Source organism: Blautia sp. MSK18_10 (genome assembly GCF_020553185.1).
Taxonomy (GTDB): domain Bacteria; phylum Bacillota; class Clostridia; order Lachnospirales; family Lachnospiraceae; genus Blautia_A; species Blautia_A wexlerae.
In genome coordinates this window covers 70005-85755 of sequence record NZ_JAJCGT010000011.1, presented here as the reverse complement: position 1 = coordinate 85755, position 15751 = coordinate 70005, and the positions used below count along the sequence as shown (strand labels likewise).

Genomic DNA, 15751 nt, shown 5'->3' with positions numbered 1-15751 from the left:
ATAAAACTGCGCCACAGCCTTGGCAGGCCATCGCGCAGCGATTTTGTTCAATCGGTATTTAAGGAGGTGCTTATAAATGAAATTAGTAGATTTAGCAACAGGTCCTGATTGGATAGTGTGGATTGTCTTTGTGATATTTGCTGTATTTTCTATTATTTTACTTTCTGGACACGGGAGTTGGTTTATTTCCGGATATAATACGGCTTCAAAAGAAGAAAAGGAAAAATATGATGAAAAGAAGTTATGCAGAACAATAGGAATTGGAATGTCTATTATAGCAATTCTTGCATTGACAATGGGCTTGCTTGAAAATATTTTGCCTGCATTTTTTGTATATATTGCATTGGGGATTATTTTGGTTGATGTCGTAGTAATTATCATTTTAGGAAATACACTATGCAGAAAGTAACAACTTTTTAGTTTGTATGCGACAAACGTTTGAACACTTTTTGAACACCGCAACCGTGATGAAGTCCTCAAAGCCCCTTTCTATCAGTATTTGTGATTGCTTAAAACGGTTCGATTCCGGTCTGCGGCATGATTTTAAGTGAGAGAAACGTTGATTTTACAGCGTTTCTCTTATTTTTTTGCTTATAGGTTTAAACGCACTTGAACACAATGTTTACAGTTGTATACCTTATTTGCGCCTCTTTCTTCTTGTAATTCAGAGAACAATTATTAAGCCGGAGAACTGATGCCTGATAGAACAGAGATAAGAATAAGCCGGATAAATGCTGAATGTTACAGCATTTATCCGGCCTTTGTCTTGTAAATTTCGCCACATTTAAATATAAAGCACTATACCTGTATTCTGTCTGCAACTTCATTTCCAAGAACGATCTTTCGGTTTGCAGAAGAAATTATAAGAGAATCGTGGAATTTGCGGAGAACACGAATCGTGCTGCCTTCATGAATATCCATATCGTGCATGGATTTCATAACTTCTGGCAGTCCGAACATCCATTTAATGGTGTAAGTGTATCCCTGAGTAGAATCTGATAATGAATGCATAAAAAAACCTCCCTGTATAAAGTAATATGGTAAATAATGTCAGATAATTTATTGCTGTTATTGAAGTAATTGTATATCTATGAGTATTAGTTCGTCAATTATAACATTATTTCATACAATACTTAAATAATCATTCATTTATTCAGATATTTTCAGGGACTTTTTTCCGCATATACATATAATTTATTCGATAAATTTCAGATTATCAAGTGCATAGCGGAGTGCCATGCACATTAATTCATTTCTTGAGCGTCCGCTTTTGGCAGACAAGTCATCATATTGTTCTTGCAGTTCACGTTCAAGGCGAATGGTCATGGTGATTGATCTGTCTTCTTTTTTATCTGTACATTTTGGCCGGACAATAAAGTCGTTTGGCATGATTATCCCTCCTGTATAAACATTTATTAGTGAATGGTTATCATAATTGATATTGCTTATTCTATAGCAATCCTCTGAAATAATGCATCTTAATCCAGCCCATCAGAGTGTGAAATCCTGCGTCAGATATCTTTGCCGTGCATCAGCACGCCTGCAGATATCTTCCTTGTCTTTCGCACTCTGCTGAACTGTCTTAAATGCATTATTTACGAGGATTGCTATAATTTTGATCTCCGTAATCACTGTTATGATATAAAGTATAGTTACACAGGATTGACATTGATATAACACAATTTTATAATACATATTAGTATTACTTTTCTTCGCTTTGAAATAGAAAGGTTATCCTGCGAGACTGTTGTAAGAATTAATTTGATGCGATAGTATGAGTGAGTTATGAATATGTGGGGAATACTTGTAACATTAGAGTGTGTCTGAAAAATCATTCCCGCAATCTGCACGCCCCACTTTGCGGGATATTTCACCCGAATTCAGTTGTCGTAGCCCGCTACGGCGCCCTCATCCGGGCAAAATATCCCACAAATTGTGACGCACATCTTGCAGAAAGCCTTTTTCAGACACGCTCTAGAATGCAGTAAATAAATATTTTCAGAGAGACTGGGTAAATATATGGAAAATGTGATTCGGAAACTGTATGGTATGTATATGGATAATGACAATAGAGAAAAAAATGAAATGTCAGTAATGCATGATGATTTATGTAAAGAGAAAAAAGAGAAGGCATACCAGTACTATCAGAAATTGAGAGTTCAACTGACAGATGAGCTTGCTGAAGAACTGGATGAACTGATGAATAAACATATGGAAATATATCCACAGGAGCTGGAAGAAAGTTTTGCCATGGGATTTAAAACAGGTGCAAGGCTGATGTGCGAGATTTTCAGTGAAGAAACAGAATGATTGTAAAGCAGATATGGCAATTCTCCAGATAAAGTATGATTTTAGAGGATTGCCATAGGTCTGATAAGTGGGGCTGACATATAATTTTTGATAACATGATCAGGATAATTTATGGTTGTTGAACGTTATCAGAAATTGTGAGGTTGTCAGACGTAATTTCATTCAGGAGATATTCTATAGTATGCATATGTTCGTTCATAACTTTTTCTGCAAGAGGTGCATCATTATTGGTTATTGCCTGAACAAGCCGAGTGTGCTGGGAATCAATCTCCGGTGCATCGTTATTTTTCTGCATAAGATAGGAACGTATTCCAACGATCATATTTTCGGTAATCTGTGCAGAGGCATTTAAGACACTCAGTATTAATGGATTGTCAGAAATCTGAGCAATTTTCAGATGCAGATCACGATCCAGATCACCGCGGATTTTTTCATCCTGAGTGCTGTCCAGTCTGGCAATGATAAGCTGGAGTTCAGCAGCATCCAGCGGTGTACAGTTTTGGGCAGCGAGAAAAGCAGCTTTGCTTTCCAGTGCGCCTCGAAGCTGCAATGCATCCTGAATTTTGCTGTTGTACATTTGAAATATGATAGACAGAGGTTCAGTAAGACAGCTGTGAAGATCAGTTGCAATATAATTGGCACCGCCATGTACGCTGACAGTAATCCCGAGCAGGGAAAGAGCCTTTAGGACTTCTCGTAATGCTGGTCTGGAGATTCCGAATTCTTCTGCCAGAATACGTTCAGCAGGAAGTGCATCGCCGGGTTGTAATTCTCCGTTTTGGATATTTTCGATAATTTGTTTCAGAACATCGTTGAATGTACTGGTTTTATCTATTTTTCTAAACATTTATTTTCCTCTTTCCTGGTACATCGTTTCGTAAATAACTATACCTATCGCGTAAGATGCGGATTCGAGTGTGCAGGTATAAAAACGCAGGCGTACGGGCTACGCTGAGGCTTTTATACCTGTGCAATCGGATTCGCAGACAAGTGAGTGATATAGTTATTTCGAAAACGGTGTACTAACCTTTGTTGTGTTATGCAGCTCTATATCAGATAACTGTTCCGCAGAGATTTCTTTGATTATTAAATAGTTACATACATCTAATATTATAACGGATTGAAAGGGAGATGCAACTGATTCCTACAAAATTTCTAAAAGTGTAAAACTTTTGTGTTGCTGAGAACGGAGTGAACAGTAACAAATTTTTGCAGTTTTTTTATAAATTTTATAATTATATTAGAAATTAGACAAATTTCTCTCACATTTATAGGTTATGATATTTATATCTTAAGGAAATGACGTACCTTAAGAGAAAATCTTTCCTTTCCCTAAAAAGTGTAAAATGAACGTGAATCACCGCTTAGCCGACAAGATCGACGGAGAAGCGGTGATTTTATTATGTCACTGAAGCAGGATTCTTTCTTATAAACCTCTGTAACGATTAAGACAGGCATAAATTTCCTGAATACGGGGAGTAGCGTAACCACAGGAAATTTTTTGATTCTCCGTAAAGAAGGACAGACCATGTAAAGAGAGATTTTTCCAGAGAAACTGCACAATCTCAGGCAGGGTACGTCTGCCGTCTGCCAGATGTTCAACTGCATATTTCAGCAGGAGACCTAAGGCAGCGGTCTGTTCTGCGTCAATAAGCTGTTCTGTATAGCGGAGATCAATCTCCTGTCTGCCGAGAGAGAAGCCATCTGTTCCGGAGATTCTGGTTTTCAGGCGCTCAGGTTTTGCGGCACCGGAATCGGAATGATTTCCACGGCTGTTATGTCTAAGGTGCTTAGAAGATTCGGCAGGTCTGCTCATAATGCGATGGCTGTGCGGAAGCTGAAAATCAGTAACTGAAACAGCAGGCAGAGGATATTGGCTGCATAATTTTTTGACAGAAGCTGTAATATCTTTTGGAACGTAATTGTCCATCTGGATAATTGTATCTGCAATATGAAAGAATGCCCCGGAACTTCCGGCAACAAGAATTGTAGAAATCCCTGCTTTTTTATAAAGATCTTCTGCACGCTCCAGAAACGGAGTGATCGGCTCTTTCTCACGCTGAATAACCTGCTGCATGAAAGTATCACGAACCATGAAGTTAGTTGCGGAGGTGTCTTCGTCAAGAAGAAAAAGGTGGCTTCCGGCTTCCATGCTTTCTACGATACCGGCTGCCTGGGAAGTGCTTCCACTGGCATCCAGTGTAGAGAAACAGTGGGTATCTTTCTTGTTTGGAAGATCATTTATAAACATGGAAATATCCACATCCTTGATAAAACGGCCATCTTCTGAACGCAGTTTGACAGCAGTTGCATCTGTGATCACGTATTCACGTCCATCTCCGGGGATATGATTGTATACACCAAGTTCAAGTGCATTCAGAAGCGTGGATTTACCATGATATCCACCGCCTACGATCAGAGTGATTCCCTTTGGAATCCCCATGCCTGTGATTTTTCCTTTATGGGGAAGATTTATGGAAATGCGCAGACTGTCCGGAGAAGTAAAGGGAACGGAAGCTTTCATAGGGCGGGAGGAAATACCGCTTTCTCTTGGGAGGATGGAGCCGTCGGCTATGAATGCGCAGAGATTTTTTGCGGGCAGCGTCTGACGGATAAATTCCTGATCCTCTGCAAGCTCTATATAATTCTGTAATTCCTTTGCATTAAGGCTGGAGTAGAAAAAGGATTTTTGAATGCATACGGGCAGAAAATCAAAAAAGATTTTCTCCAGTTCAGTGGCATTGATCGTGCGTCCATTAGCAGGGAAGCCCACAAAAAAGCGGGCGGTTATGCCTTTTTCTGTTATTTCACAGGCTGTCCGGGAAAGAATCTCCTGACCACAATGACTGACAGTGAGCAGGCCGCTTTTGCCGGAGCCTTTTGCACGAAAGCTGTACTGACTGACCTGTTTTTCAAACTGACGTGTAAGATAGTCGCAAAGAGTAGTCCCGGTAAGCGTATCTTTATAATATTCGACGGGAAATCCGGCATCTCTGTGTGAAATCTGAATGCTGACATGAGAGGGAGAAGCAAAAGGATCTCCCTGCACATGGTCGATGGACAGAATATAATTTCCAAAATGATACAGACCTTTCAGCCCTTTATATGCCGGATAACTTTTGCGGTTTATGGAACGAAGCTGCTGACGCAGTTCCTCTGAATTTTTCATGACAGAACCTCCTGGTATTGCAGATATTTTTATAATAATCCTCGCAAATAATGAATTTGAGAGGAGAAACATTAACCTGCCATCAACTATAGCGGAAATGAACCATAATGTCCACTGACAAATAAGTATTAATCATATGGAAAATTTTCAGAGGATGTTTTATAATGAAAAACAGGTAATTGTTCAATATCATTACATAATAGCGAACTGATGAATAGTTACCGTTATCAAAGCAATACTATGAATGACAGTCATAAAGAAAGGCGGAACAGTAAATGGAACGTAGAAATGCATGGCTTTCTTATACAGAAGCAGAAGAAAAAGAACTGGAGCAGGTTGCAAAAGCGTATCGCAATTTTCTTAATGTGGGAAAAACAGAGCGTGAATGTGTGACGCAGATCATCAGAGAAGCACGGGCAGCAGGTTATGAATCTCTGGAAGAGAAGACTGCGAAGGGTGAGAAACTGAAAGCAGGAGATAAAGTTTATACAGTCGGAATGAAGAAGATCATTGCACTGTTTCATATCGGACAGGATGATATTTCTGAGGGAATGAATATTCTGGGAGCACACATTGATTCTCCACGTCTTGATGTCAAACAGAATCCATTATATGAGGATACGGATCTTGCATATCTGGATACCCATTATTATGGCGGTGTTAAGAAATACCAGTGGGTGACTCTTCCCCTGGCAATCCATGGCGTAGTGGTAAAGAAAGACGGAAGTACAGCAGAAGTAAATATCGGTGAGGATGAGGATGATCCGATCGTATATATCACAGACCTTCTGATCCATCTTGCAGGAAAGCAGATGCAGAAAAAAGCGACAGAAGTGATCGAGGGAGAGAATCTGGACATCCTGATCGGCAGCAGACCACTGAAAGACCTGGAAGATGATAAGAAGAAAGAGGCAGTAAAACAGAATGTACTGAATATCCTTAAAGAGAAGTATGATATGGAAGAGGAAGATTTTCTTTCTGCAGAGCTGGAGATCGTACCGGCAGGAAAGGCAAGAGAGTGTGGTCTGGACAGAAGTATGATCGCTGCTTATGGACAGGATGATAGAGTGTGCGCATATACTTCTCTGCTTGCAATGCTTGGGATGGACACCCCGAAACACACTTCCTGCTGTCTGTTTACTGATAAAGAAGAGATTGGAAGCGTAGGTGCAACCGGTATGCAGTCACGTTTCTTTGAGAACGCAGTGGCTGAACTTCTGGATGCAATGGGATGCTACAGTGATCTGAGATTGAGAAGAACTCTGAAGAATTCCAGTATGCTTTCCTCTGATGTAAGTGCAGGCTATGATCCGGCTTATGGGGAGGCATTTGAGAAAAAGAATGCAGCTTATCTTGGAAGAGGTATCGTATTAAATAAATTTACCGGAGCAAGAGGTAAATCCGGATCAAATGATGCAAATGCAGAATATGTGGCAAGAGTCAGAAATATTTTTGACAGCCATGAAGTTGCGTTCCAGACAGCTGAGCTTGGTAAAGTTGATGTAGGCGGAGGCGGAACAATCGCTTATATCGCAGCGCTTTATGGAATGGAAGTCATTGACAGCGGTGTGGCAGTGCTCAGTATGCATGCACCATGGGAAGTGACAAGTAAGGCAGATATTTACGAAGCTAAGAAAGCATATAAGGCATTTCTGCTGGAAGCATAAAAAGTCGGGCAGATGCAGAATAAAAATATGAAGAAATCGTGGAAGCTGTATCGTTTCTGATAACAGAGACTTGCAGATTCCGCAGATAAGGGCAGAGCTTTTGGAAAACTGAAGCGCTGCCCTTTTAACATATAAGTGAGGTTATGATTGTAAAAGGTATTTCTGATATCTTACGAAAGGCAGGTTGCGATTCTGTAAGATCTGGATTGGAGCAGGATATTTAATAGACGGGAGGGAAAGATGGAGGAAGCGCTGATCAGAGTAAAAGATTTGTGTAAAATATATAATCCCGGCGAGAATGAAGTACGGGCGCTGGATCATATTAATCTGGAAATTAATAAGGGTGAGTTTGTTGCTATTATCGGACAGTCAGGTTCAGGAAAGTCTACATTTATGAATATGCTGGGTTGTCTGGATGTGCCTACATCCGGCGAATATTTTCTGAATGGAACTGATGTGTCCACAATGGAAGACAATGAACTCTCAGAAGTCAGAAACCGGGAGATCGGATTTATTTTTCAGGGATTTAATCTGATCTCAAATCTGACTGCAATTGAAAATGTGGAACTACCGCTGGTTTACAGAGGGGTAGACAGAAAAACGAGACATAAGCTGGCAGTAGAGTCACTGACCATGGTAGGGCTTGAGAAACGTATGGATCACAGACCAAATGAAATGTCAGGAGGACAGCAGCAGAGGGTGGCTATTGCAAGAGCAATCGCGGCCCAGCCACCGGTGATCCTGGCAGATGAACCTACAGGAAATCTGGATTCTGCATCCAGTAAGGAGATTCTTCAGATTCTTAAAAGTATGCACGAGCAGGGAAAAACGGTCATATTGATCACACATGATAATGGGATTGCTGCTCAGGCAAGGCGTGTAGTCAGAATTATGGATGGAAAGATAGAGTCAGATTTTATCAATAAAAACTATGGGAAAGAAGAATATATAAAAAATCAGCTGGATGCATAAACCCGGTTACAAGGAGACAAATATTATGAAAAAAAAGAAAAGTAAAAAGAAAATTATTATTGGAGCAGCGGCTGTTCTCGTTGTTGCCGGCGGAGTTACAGTAGCAGGTCAGAGGAATTCCACAGAAAATCAGATCCCGCAGGTTCAGGTGGTAATTGCAGAGAAGGGTGATGTTGAGGAAATTGTAGATGCTACAGGAACAGTGGGAAGTGAAGAGGAGAAGACCTATTATTCTCCTGTAAATGCAGAGCTGAAAACGGTTTCTTTTGCCCAGGGAGATGTGGTGAAAAAGGGAACAAAACTGATCGAGTTTAATACAGAGGATCTGGAGAAAGATAATCGGAAAGCAGAACTGAATCTGAAATCAACAAAGTATGATACAAAGGATACAAGAAATAAATCTGACAAAGCAGAGAAGAAGCAGAAGGATGCCAAAAAGAATGTTCAGGAGCTTGAGAAGAAAATAAAGGATAAAAAAGCTTATGTCTCGTCTTTGAAATCACAGATCTCAGCGGCTGCAACAGCGGCACAGCGTGAAGCGGCAGCTCAGGCATCCGCACAGGCAGCAGCTCAGGCTCAGGCACAGCAGCAGGAAGCTCAGGCAAAAGCCCAGGCAGAGGCAAAGAAACAGGAGGAAATCCAGAGTAAATATCAGGCCGCACTTTATACATACAAGACGGAGACTCTTCCGCAGTACCAGCAGCAGCTCTCAGATCTGAATGCACAGTATAATCAGGCACAAAGCGATTATAATCAGGCAGACACCACATATCAGATGGCATTTGCAACATGGCAGGCAGACCCTTCAGATGAGAATACACAGGCTCTGGATAATGCGGAGGCTGCAAGAACACAGGCACAGCTCGCAATGCAGCAGGCACAGCAGACTTATAATGATCTTAAGCAGCAGACACCGAAAATGCCGGTACTTTCTGATTTCACAGAAAGCAGTGCAGATTACTCATGGGGAATTTCAGACGGTTCAGATGCAGATGACAGCGATGGGGAAGATTCTTCCTCCTACGGATATGATTACAGTGGAAGTGATGGCGGGACAGTAACTGCGGATACTTCTGCTCTGGAAAGTGCACTTGAGACAGCAAGCGATGAACTTGCAGAGCTTCAGTCAGATCTGGCTTCTGAGAAAGCTATCGCAGAGGCAGATTCCACAAGCCTGACAAAAGAAGAAAAAGAGAAACTGAAAGTAACAGATAATCTTTCCGAACTGGACGCAAAATCAGCCGAGGAACTGGTGAAGGAAGGAAAGAAAGGAATCACCGCGGAATTTAACGGAATCATATCCAAGGCAGATATTAAGCAGGGAGCAGCAGTTACTCAGGGTATGGAACTGTTTACTATTGAGAATACAGACAAGGCAAGTGTGGATGTGACTCTCTCTAAATATGATTATAACACAGTGAAAGAGGGGCAGTCTGTTGAGATTACCTTGGGGGATAATACTTATCAGGGTACTGTAACAAAAATGAGTCATATTGCGGTGCAGAATGAAAAAGGAACGCCGGTCATTTCAGCAACAGTAAGCATTGATAATCCAGATGAAGATATTTTCCTGGGAGTAGATGCAAAGGTTAAGATTTATGCGGCTTCTGCGAAAAATGTGGTGACTCTTCCTGTGGAAGTGGTCAATATCGGAAAAGAAGGCTCCTTCTGCTATGTAATAGAAGATGGACTGGTGACAAAGAGAAATATTACCACAGGAATCAGCTCAGAGGATTATGTGGAAATTACGGACGGAATCAAAGAAGGAGAAGAAGTAATCGCAGATCTGGGTGATTACACAGAGGGAATGGAAGTACAGGCAGTTCCTGAACAGACAGGAGAGGATGCCGATGAGTAATCTGTATGAATATATCAAGATGGCAGTCCATAATATTATGGCAAATAAGGGACGTTCTTTTCTGACTATGCTTGGCATTATCATTGGCATTGCTTCTGTAATTGCCATTGTATCTGTGGGTGAAGGAACCAAGAACCAGATGAACAGTGAAATTGATGATATCGGCGGCGGGCAGATTGCTATCAGTGTCAGCGATGAGGCACAGACAGATGAGGAGTGGATCACTGCGGATGATGTGGAAGCAATCCGGGCGGTAGACGGTATAGAAGGAGTAAATGTTTCGGATTCATTCAGTGGAGAAACTACCACAGGTAAGGGAAATTTTTCTCTTATGCTGACGGGTGAGGGACCGGATGCAAAGCTGTTAAATAATGCCACCATGAAGCATGGAGTATATTTCGGGGAAAATGAAGTTCAGGAAGCAAAAAATGTCTGTGTGCTTTCCGATGCAGATGCAAAAAGACTCTTTGGCACAGATGATGTGGTTGGAATGACTGTAGATGTCAATTGTTATGGACTGACCAAAAGTCTTCGTATCTGCGGGGTGACAACCCAGAAAGAAAATGGAACCTTTGTCAGTTATACTTATGAGGGAATGCCGGTGACTATTAATGTTCCCTATACTACAATGAATGAATTCACTGGTGTATCCGATTACTTTTTCTCAGTAACAATGCAGGCAGATAAGAGCTTAAACAGTCAGGATGTTGCTGACAAAGTGGTAAAACTGATGGAAAAAAGACATCAGTGTGCAGGAAAAGATTACTTTCAGGTACAGAGCTTTCAGGATATTATGAGCTCTATGAATCAGATGCTGGATATGGTGACTGCTTTTATCTCCTTTGTGGCGGGAATTTCCCTTCTGGTTGGCGGTATCGGCGTTATGAATATTATGCTGGTTTCCGTAACAGAACGTACCAGAGAGATTGGTATCCGTAAGTCACTGGGAGCGAAAACCTCTTCTATTATGATGCAGTTTCTGGCAGAGGCGGCAATTCTGACGGTGATTGGAGGGGTGATAGGAATTGTTCTGGGTGTGATTGGCGGATATGTGATCTGTTCAATCATAAGCAGCAGTATGGGAATGTCCATCACTCCGGGAATCAGCCTGAGTACAATTATGGCGGCGACTTTGTTTTCCTGTGCAGTAGGAGTATTCTTTGGAATTTATCCTGCGAAGAAAGCAGCAAAACTGAGCCCGATCGAGGCTTTGCGGCGGAATTAATGAAAACAGGACTGCGATGGTATTTTGGTGTTCTGATATCATTACAGAATAGTTGTAAATTGTTATAATTTTGCGAATCAAAAGAAAAAAATAAAAAATTCAAAAAAAGTGTTGACAAATGCTCCAGTATAGAGTAGAATACTCATTGTTGTGAGGGACACGAGATAAGAACTTCACAAGGATGTGCGTTTAGCTCAGCTGGATAGAGCGTTTGGCTACGGACCAAAAGGCCGGGGGTTCGAATCCTCTAACGCACGCTAATAAAAAATAAGACAGTGCAAATGCACTGTCTTATTTTTTTTCAAGTCCGGGTCGGACTCGAACGGGTTCGATCTACGCTTCGCTCCGGTCGTTGCTAAACGCGTGCCACTGGCACGCAGCAACCTCTAACGCACGTAGAACCGCTAGAAATCAAGGCTTCTAGCGGTTATTTTTTTGATTGGCCAGTCCTGAAATTACTTCCATGAGAAGCGTTGGAAAATGTTCTGAAAGGAACTTTATAAAGGTTAGGCATGGACGTGGAAAAGGGCTATACAATAAATAAATGAAAAAGAAACGCTGGTTCCGGTAAATACCGGTTCCGGCGTTTCCTTTTATAATTTTCGGATCATTGCGCTTCCATGCAGATCGCATACAGGATCTGCAAACAGATGGTTTTTCAGACAGAATTCCCCGACCGCTTTTCGACATCCGGAAAACTGTGTACTGTACACATCGTGGATCAGGAGAACTCCTCCGGTGGCCAGGCGTTCATAGAACAGAGGAAGTGCGGCTGCAGTTGGAGCATAGAGATCTGCGTCCAGAGATACAAAACAAAAAGTTTCATCTGTGACATCGGAAAAGGTATCCGGAAACCATCCTTTGTGGATCACAGTACGTGTAGGATTAGGCATAACATGAAGAACAGAGTCAATATCAGTAGAAGAAAAATCACCTGTTTTGGCACGGGACAGATTACCGGAGGCTTCTATTGTGATATCCTTTTCTGAAAATCCCTCAAAAGTATCAAAAAGATGGATTTTTCGGTCTGGAAAGGCTGCACTGATCAGGGAAGAAAATTCACCTCGAAAAACACCTAGTTCTGCAACATTTCCCGGAATATCCAATTGATAGATCTGCTCAGATAAAAGACGCATAACAGCAACCCGTGCGTCAAACATGCGAAGGACGGAGGAATCACGAAAAGGTCCGTGATAACCTAAGTTTTCCATCTGCTTTATCATAGAATTGCGCCGTTCTTCATCCAGAACTCCCAGGATGACCAGATCCGGGAGAAGTGCTGCTGCAGTATCCGGAGAACAGACTGGAATATTTCCAATATATGATCCGTGTTTATGGGGGTCATTATCAGCAAAGCACAGGAGCTGACAGGGACTGCTGAGAAGTCTTGCGGTCATTTGTCCAATTTGTCCGGCACCAAATATTACAGTTTTATATACTGATTTTGCCATCATTTTGATGTATCCTTTCTGTCAGCGCGAACCTGGATCATCTGTCCTGTGATGGAGATGGCGATTTCAGCCGGTGTTTCTGCTTTGATCTCCAGTCCTATAGGTGAGATGATACGGTTTAAATCTTGTTCATTAATGTTGTATTCTTCAATCAGACGGCGAAATACAGCAGCTTTTTTTGCACGGCTTCCAATGACGCCTATATAACATGCAGGTGTAGCGAGAAGCTGTGCCTGTACAATGGTATCATAGGAATGTCCACGTGTCATGACGCAGCAATAATCAGCAGCTGTAATAGAAACATACTGGTCCAGATGGTTGAAATCACAAAGTATTGTTTCAACTGCTCCTGGGAAAAGAGCAGGATTTGTAAATTCCGGCCGGTCATCCAGGACAACACAGCGAAAATCAACGCTTGCAAGGATTGGGACAAGCTTTTGTGAGACATGTCCGCCGCCGAATACATAGACAGTTCCTGAGGTTCCAATCTGTTCAGAAAACAGATCATAATCTTCACTGTGATATCGGTGTGGCTTTAGAGACAAAGAAGATAATACAGAAGAAGGAACATTGGCAGTTCCGATGAGACCGCATGCAGGACTGTAAAGGCTCACACCGGAGATGGTGAGAAGATCGCAGATCAGCCAGAAATCTTTTCGCTCTTCATAGAATTTTTCAGCAGTTTCCGTGATTTCCATAATAATCGGATCGTTATGATCAAGATACTGGAAAAAGGCCGTAACATCACCACCACAGATCATACCAATATTTTCAACATCTTTATGATTCAGCCGGAATTCATGCTCGCAGGATTCCTTTTTTTCAAGAATATCCAATGCCATACATTCAGCACGATATTCTACAGCTCCACCTCCGATGGTTCCGGAAATTCTGCCGTTTTTTCCGACCAGCATGCGGGAACCGGCACCTCTTGGTGTAGACCCTGAGGATGCTGTAACGGAAACAAGTACAAGATCGTTTCCCTCCAGGAATTGTTGTTTTATTGTCTGAAATAATGTTCTCATATAATAAAATACCTCCTAACTAAATTAAGTGATTTTTCTGCTCCAGTTGTGTACGTCTGCCCGCCTGAACTAAAGCGTGATATGGCAGAGTGATTGTATCATGTCCTGCAGTTTGCGGGCTTGTTCTAACTGCTGCTCATGAGCTTTGCGAGCTTCCGGACTTTTGCATTTACTCATGCTGTCGGCAAATCTTTTTTCTATGGTTACACGCTGTGTTTCCTGAATCAGTTTATCAGCCAGAAATACAATAGCTGCTTCATCCAGCGTGGCTTCCAACAGACCATGGTGCTGTGAAATGATCTGGCTGATCTCAGGATAACCTAACTGTAAGAAAAGTTCACCGCCTGTTTTCGCGTGATGCCTCTGAAGTCTGGCAATATCATGCAGAAGTGCACCGGAGCGAACAAGCTTCTGGTCAAAGATATAACCATTGGATTCCAGCATATTGCATAAACAACAGGCAAGTTCAGTAACAGCATCACTGTGAGCTTGTACATGACGGGGCAGAGAAACAGCATTGCGAAGCCTGAGACATAGTCCGTCATTTAATTCAGGATGAGGCAGTATATAACTGGGATCAGAGAAAGAAATATTATTTTTTTCATTCACTTCCAGATGATAGTAAGAGCCGCAGGGCAGACGAAACTGCTGCCTGCTGTACATATCAGAATGTAATGCATGTAAATAAGAAGAGATTACATCTGTATGAGTTACCACTGCAATATCACCTTCAGAAGCGCAAAGAATCTTATGAACTGCCTGCGAAAAGCGAAAACCAGATGCAGCAGGAGTTTCTGCTCCCGGGATCGGATGATCAGGGTTATTCCCACGCGCTTTATAAATGTCCGGCCATCTCTGGCGTATTTCATCAAAAGAAAGGCCATCCCATTCTCCCAGATTTCGTTCTGACAGATCAGAAACAATGATATGTGGAAGCTCAGGTGCCATATGGCCTGCTGTCTCAACAGTTCTTAACAAAGGACTGCAGTATACCCCTGATATTTTATCGGACAATTCTTCATTAAGAAGGACTGCCTGCAGATGTCCAAGCATGGATAGAGAGAAATCTGTCTGTCCTACACAGTAAGAATGTTCATCCGGATACTGTGGTTTTCCATGCCGGACCAGATAAAGGTTACGCATTTAAAAACCCTCCGAAACATTCTTCAAATATTTTTTTTGAACAGGAACGTGTTTCTTCTGAAAAACGGGCATATCGTTTCAGAAATTCTTCGCCGTATGGTGTCAGTTCGCTATGGCTTCCCCTTGTACCGCCCTGGCTTCTGATGATCAGAGGTTCATGAAGCTGTGATTCCAGGGTATGGATCAGGTTCCAGCTGGTAGAATAGGAAATGTGCATGCGCTCACAGGCATCGCGGACAGATCCTGTTTCATGGATCAGTGTAAGCAGCGAATAGAGTTTTTCATCAAAAAAAACTTTTTCCCGGGCTAGCTGAATATGGATTTCAGAACGGATCAAGCTCTGGTTGTGTATGCGGAGAAGTTCAGCATAATCCTCTGGTGTATCAGCATCATGAATAATACCGGGATCCTTTACATTAAGATAATACATGGGTTCCCCGCAGTTATCCACAGCACCTTTAAGTCCTGATTTTCCGTCATCACTTAGGATGGAATCAATCAGTGTGGAACGGATCAGAATGGGATGACCGGGATTGCCATTACAGACCGGAGTTACAAGGGGACGCCCCAGAGAGAGCATTTGAGTGACTGTCTGGGCTGTGAACAGCGGAACATCAACAGGTGTAAAGAGTACCGTATCCACTTTGTCTTTCAGATACTCAAGTCCGATTCGGACAGAATCAAACATATGAGTGTTTGCATAGTTCTCATTTCGAAGAAAGACTACATTATTGGAAGCCAGGTGGCATTCCAGAACATCTGCATGATATCCGGTTACCACTACTACTTTGGAGATTCCGGCCTGCCGGAAATTATTGATCACGCGCTGTGCGATGGAAATGGAGCCAAGCTGAAGCATGGGTTTAAAGTCTCCCATTCGTGATGATTTCCCCGCAGCCACGATGAGGGCGCCTGTCTGCATTTAGATACC

General features: G+C 42.1%; 14 protein-coding genes, 1 tRNA gene and 2 pseudogenes. 8 read left to right on the top strand and 9 right to left on the bottom strand.

Features of this window, described 5'->3' with window-relative positions; all coding sequences use genetic code 11:
- The first annotated feature begins 76 nt into the window (after positions 1–76).
- Positions 77–409, top strand: coding sequence for a DUF3784 domain-containing protein (locus LI074_RS06945; protein ID WP_004845964.1), 333 nt, complete (start codon positions 77–79; stop codon positions 407–409).
- A gap of 389 nt (positions 410–798) precedes the next feature.
- On the opposite strand, the gene LI074_RS06940 is transcribed toward LI074_RS06945, so the two are convergent.
- The 3 genes and pseudogenes from LI074_RS06940 to LI074_RS17800 form a co-directional block, all read right to left on the bottom strand.
- A complete protein-coding gene (locus LI074_RS06940) occupies positions 799–1011 on the bottom strand; it encodes a FeoA family protein (RefSeq protein WP_022380784.1) in 213 nt (70 codons plus the stop codon).
- Positions 1012–1194: 183 nt separating this feature from the next.
- Positions 1195–1389, bottom strand: coding sequence for a hypothetical protein (locus tag LI074_RS06935; RefSeq protein WP_025581347.1), 195 nt, complete (start codon positions 1387–1389; stop codon positions 1195–1197).
- Between the two features lie 263 nt (positions 1390–1652).
- Positions 1653–1925, bottom strand: a pseudogene (locus LI074_RS17800) (DUF6783 domain-containing protein).
- On the opposite strand from LI074_RS17800, the pseudogene LI074_RS17795 reads away from it, so the two are divergent.
- Together LI074_RS17795 and LI074_RS06930 are read left to right on the top strand one after the other, a co-directional pair.
- Positions 1884–1988 (top strand): annotated as a pseudogene (locus tag LI074_RS17795) (DUF6783 domain-containing protein); the annotation flags it as partial. The pseudogenes LI074_RS17800 and LI074_RS17795 sit on opposite strands and share 42 nt — an antisense overlap.
- Positions 1989–2019: 31 nt before the next feature.
- Positions 2020–2310, top strand: a complete 291-nt coding sequence (locus LI074_RS06930) for a DUF6809 family protein (RefSeq protein ID WP_026650259.1) — start codon at positions 2020–2022, stop codon at positions 2308–2310.
- A gap of 109 nt (positions 2311–2419) precedes the next feature.
- On the opposite strand, the gene LI074_RS06925 is transcribed toward LI074_RS06930, so the two are convergent.
- Together LI074_RS06925 and LI074_RS06920 are read right to left on the bottom strand one after the other, a co-directional pair.
- A complete protein-coding gene (locus LI074_RS06925) occupies positions 2420–3157 on the bottom strand; it encodes a FadR/GntR family transcriptional regulator (protein WP_055059906.1) in 738 nt (245 codons plus the stop codon).
- 579 nt (positions 3158–3736) lie between these two features.
- Positions 3737–5479: an ABC-ATPase domain-containing protein gene (locus LI074_RS06920; protein ID WP_173698029.1), complete on the bottom strand. Its 1743-nt coding sequence runs from the start codon at positions 5477–5479 to the stop codon at positions 3737–3739.
- A gap of 275 nt (positions 5480–5754) precedes the next feature.
- Here LI074_RS06920 and LI074_RS06915 point away from each other — a divergent pair, with 275 nt between their 5' ends.
- The 5 genes from LI074_RS06915 (at position 5755) to LI074_RS06895 (ending at position 11458) form a co-directional block, all read left to right on the top strand.
- Entirely contained in the window at positions 5755–7146 is a 1392-nt protein-coding gene (locus tag LI074_RS06915) for an aminopeptidase (protein ID WP_118572457.1), read from the top strand.
- Between the two features lie 240 nt (positions 7147–7386).
- Positions 7387–8118 (top strand): ABC transporter ATP-binding protein, encoded by a 732-nt coding sequence (locus LI074_RS06910; RefSeq protein WP_008708059.1) that lies wholly within the window; start codon positions 7387–7389, stop codon positions 8116–8118.
- Positions 8119–8143: 25 nt separating this feature from the next.
- On the top strand, positions 8144–9976 hold the full coding sequence (locus LI074_RS06905; RefSeq protein ID WP_173698028.1) for an efflux RND transporter periplasmic adaptor subunit: 1833 nt from the start codon (positions 8144–8146) through the stop codon (positions 9974–9976).
- On the top strand, positions 9969–11201 hold the full coding sequence (locus tag LI074_RS06900; RefSeq protein ID WP_008708063.1) for an ABC transporter permease: 1233 nt from the start codon (positions 9969–9971) through the stop codon (positions 11199–11201). The genes LI074_RS06905 and LI074_RS06900 overlap by 8 nt, the downstream gene beginning before the upstream one ends.
- Positions 11202–11384: 183 nt before the next feature.
- Positions 11385–11458: transfer RNA gene (locus LI074_RS06895), tRNA-Arg, on the top strand.
- A gap of 336 nt (positions 11459–11794) precedes the next feature.
- Here LI074_RS06895 and LI074_RS06890 read toward each other — a convergent pair.
- From LI074_RS06890 to LI074_RS06875, 4 genes are all read right to left on the bottom strand, one after another.
- Positions 11795–12655 carry a TylF/MycF/NovP-related O-methyltransferase gene (locus tag LI074_RS06890; RefSeq protein ID WP_022380790.1) on the bottom strand — a complete coding sequence of 287 codons (861 nt, stop codon included), beginning with the start codon at positions 12653–12655 and terminating at the stop codon, positions 11795–11797.
- Positions 12652–13677 carry an XdhC family protein gene (locus LI074_RS06885; protein WP_022380791.1) on the bottom strand — a complete coding sequence of 342 codons (1026 nt, stop codon included), beginning with the start codon at positions 13675–13677 and terminating at the stop codon, positions 12652–12654. Before LI074_RS06885 ends, LI074_RS06890 begins: the two co-directional genes overlap by 4 nt.
- 69 nt (positions 13678–13746) lie before the next feature.
- Entirely contained in the window at positions 13747–14820 is a 1074-nt protein-coding gene (locus LI074_RS06880) for a histidine phosphatase family protein (RefSeq protein ID WP_022380792.1), read from the bottom strand.
- Positions 14813–15742 carry an NTP transferase domain-containing protein gene (locus tag LI074_RS06875; RefSeq protein WP_008708069.1) on the bottom strand — a complete coding sequence of 310 codons (930 nt, stop codon included), beginning with the start codon at positions 15740–15742 and terminating at the stop codon, positions 14813–14815. Before LI074_RS06875 ends, LI074_RS06880 begins: the two co-directional genes overlap by 8 nt.
- Between the last annotated feature and the right edge of the window lie 9 nt (positions 15743–15751).

Bases quoted from the DNA above. Each gene is read 5' to 3' on its own strand.
- LI074_RS06885 (WP_022380791.1), bottom strand. From the start codon at position 13,677: ATGAGAACATTATTTCAGACAATAAAACAACAATTCCTGGAGGGAAAC.
- LI074_RS06890 (WP_022380790.1), bottom strand. From the start codon at position 12,655: ATGATGGCAAAATCAGTATATAAAACTGTAATATTTGGTGCCGGACAA.
- LI074_RS06900 (WP_008708063.1), top strand. From the start codon at position 9,969: ATGAGTAATCTGTATGAATATATCAAGATGGCAGTCCATAATATTATG.
- LI074_RS06930 (WP_026650259.1), top strand. From the start codon at position 2,020: ATGGAAAATGTGATTCGGAAACTGTATGGTATGTATATGGATAATGAC.
- LI074_RS06915 (WP_118572457.1), top strand. From the start codon at position 5,755: ATGGAACGTAGAAATGCATGGCTTTCTTATACAGAAGCAGAAGAAAAA.
- LI074_RS06925 (WP_055059906.1), bottom strand. From the start codon at position 3,157: ATGTTTAGAAAAATAGATAAAACCAGTACATTCAACGATGTTCTGAAA.
- LI074_RS06910 (WP_008708059.1), top strand. From the start codon at position 7,387: ATGGAGGAAGCGCTGATCAGAGTAAAAGATTTGTGTAAAATATATAAT.
- LI074_RS06920 (WP_173698029.1), bottom strand. From the start codon at position 5,479: ATGAAAAATTCAGAGGAACTGCGTCAGCAGCTTCGTTCCATAAACCGC.
- LI074_RS06875 (WP_008708069.1), bottom strand. From the start codon at position 15,742: ATGCAGACAGGCGCCCTCATCGTGGCTGCGGGGAAATCATCACGAATG.
- LI074_RS06945 (WP_004845964.1), top strand. From the start codon at position 77: ATGAAATTAGTAGATTTAGCAACAGGTCCTGATTGGATAGTGTGGATT.
- LI074_RS06935 (WP_025581347.1), bottom strand. From the start codon at position 1,389: ATGCCAAACGACTTTATTGTCCGGCCAAAATGTACAGATAAAAAAGAA.
- LI074_RS06880 (WP_022380792.1), bottom strand. From the start codon at position 14,820: ATGCGTAACCTTTATCTGGTCCGGCATGGAAAACCACAGTATCCGGAT.
- LI074_RS06905 (WP_173698028.1), top strand. From the start codon at position 8,144: ATGAAAAAAAAGAAAAGTAAAAAGAAAATTATTATTGGAGCAGCGGCT.
- LI074_RS06940 (WP_022380784.1), bottom strand. From the start codon at position 1,011: ATGCATTCATTATCAGATTCTACTCAGGGATACACTTACACCATTAAA.